At 33.6% G+C, this 1,959-nt stretch carries 2 protein-coding genes and 1 pseudogene; 1 reads left to right on the top strand and 2 read right to left on the bottom strand.

Going from position 1 to position 1,959, the window contains the following annotated elements:
* Together AC1DRF_RS25100 and AC1DRF_RS25095 are read right to left on the bottom strand one after the other, a co-directional pair.
* On the bottom strand, positions 1 to 187 hold a 187-nt coding region (locus AC1DRF_RS25100), incomplete at its 3' end, for a TetR/AcrR family transcriptional regulator (RefSeq protein ID WP_477741970.1).
* A 532-nt stretch (positions 188 to 719) separates the two neighbouring features.
* Positions 720 to 1,535 (bottom strand): DUF2935 domain-containing protein, encoded by an 816-nt coding sequence (locus tag AC1DRF_RS25095; protein WP_230185655.1) that lies wholly within the window; start codon positions 1,533 to 1,535, stop codon positions 720 to 722.
* Between the two features lie 164 nt (positions 1,536 to 1,699).
* On the opposite strand from AC1DRF_RS25095, the pseudogene AC1DRF_RS25090 reads away from it, so the two are divergent.
* Positions 1,700 to 1,959 (top strand): annotated as a pseudogene (locus AC1DRF_RS25090) (hypothetical protein); the annotation flags it as partial.

Below are 1,959 nucleotides of genomic sequence, written 5' to 3'. Positions count from 1 at the left end.
GCATGAGAAAGTCTTGCTTATCTTGATAATGCAAATAAAATGTTCCCCGCGTTAATTCCGCTTTTTCCGTAATTTCTTGAATCGTAATGGACGTGACGTCTTTCTCTTTAAGAAGTTCGACTAAAGCGTCTCTTAAGTATTTATTTGTTCTTTTTATCCTAGGATCTACTTTTGTTTTTTTAGACATCGTTCGTCTCCTTGTATAACTATTATTGAGTCTCAGGCATATGATTATGACTTGTATAGGTGCAGCCATTTAGACCTTTTCTGGTGATTAACTATTTAAACTGTCCTGTATCATCAACATACATTCTGCACACGATGTAAACTAATGAACATTATGTATATTAAGTCTCACAAAATATAATCAATCTGTCAATATCAAAAACTGATTAAGAACGAATCATTTGGTTATTAGATATGGATGGCGCGAACGTAAGAGCGAAATCTTTTGTAATGAAAGAAAAAAGAACTGAAAGATATAACTGGCGATGTAAAAAGTGCTGGGTTTTTATAGGAGGGATTTGAACTATTGAAGCAGCTTTTGCATAGCAAACTAATCAAATACGCACTGCATTTCCTTTATTTCAATAATTAACCCTTCTCAAGAAAGGTCTCCCCTCTATAGTAGACCTTTCTTTTTTATATGCCTATAAATAAAGCTTACAGAAATATAAAATAAGAATGGGTTTAGGTCCTACGAAATGTTTTAGCTTATCTTAAAGATAAGAAATTCTTCTTAATGAGCATTGGTTGGCTTCTTGCTGCAATTTGGGAGCATAATAACTCAATTTTTTGATAAAATAACAAGTCTCAGGAAAATGATGTATCAAAAATCTTAACGTTTCCTTATTTAAAAGCTTGTTCTCCTTGTATTTTTCGGTCATAGCATAAACAAACTGGCTCATTTCAATAGTTGTTTTCCCCACTTCTAAAGCAAATTCTGTTTGTCTTGCAAAACCTGGCTGCTTAAATCGCAAATACCCCTTTAAATGATGATTTTGTACAATGAAAGCCTGAAACTTTCCGATATATGAATCTGCTTGTTTAGATATCATAATCTCAATCGGATCAAGCAGGTTTTTAAACAAAACGGCATGTCCAAGCTGATCTTCCAGCCATAAATCCATTAATTTGACTAAGCTAAGAGGAACCGGCTCCTTTCCTTTTACTAGATAAGATAAAAATCTTAAATATTCCTGATTTTCACTTAACGTACCATTAAGATAGGTTGGAGATAAGTTTAGATTCACTGCGTTTTCAATTCGAAGAGCCTGAAGAGACCCTTCAAAATCAAAATACCCTTTGGTAATTGACCAGGCCTTTCTCGAGAATTCTATTAATGCAGGATCGTTGTGCATAACATCGGGGGATAAATAGTTCAGTTGTTTTAGCAAGTCATCAAACAAATGAATATATTGCTTAGCTGTTCGGACGTATTCGACTTCCTTCACCGATAAGTGATCTCGTACAAAATAAGCATGGTCCTGAATTATTTCTAACCAAAATAAATGTTCCTCCCATAATGAAATCATTACTAGCTCTCCCTTCGGTTTCCTTACTACTACATGTTTATTAGAAACTTTAGAAGAAATGAACCAAAGTAATAAAAAACAGGATCTCTTATTTCATCACATAAACACTCATGAAAAAGGGAATATATATACATATCCATATTTTTGAAAAGGGAGTATATCATTTGAAGAAAAAAGATAAATTGCTAATCATTTTGATGACGATTTTACCTTGGCTTAGTATTCCGTTTATTGGTAAAAAAACGCTAAAAAGATTCCTTCCAGGGAGTCTTTTTATGAGTTTGTATCTTATTGCCGAAGGCAGGTTTGCAGAGAAGAAAAAATGGTGGTGGTTTCCGTACTCAATCAAGCCRAATGTTCTAGCAGAATTACCGTTAATATTTGGCCCCTTTTTAGTTGGAGCTTTGTGGATATTAAAATATAC

This window comes from Priestia sp. P5_B4 (genome assembly GCF_056400385.1).
Note: the sequence above shows the minus strand (reverse complement) of the source record. Positions and strands in the feature narration are given on the sequence as shown.

What these genes read in the sequence shown, in the direction of transcription:
- AC1DRF_RS25095 (WP_230185655.1), bottom strand. Translation starts at nt 1,535, where the DNA reads ATGATTTCATTATGGGAGGAACATTTATTTTGGTTAGAAATAATTCAG.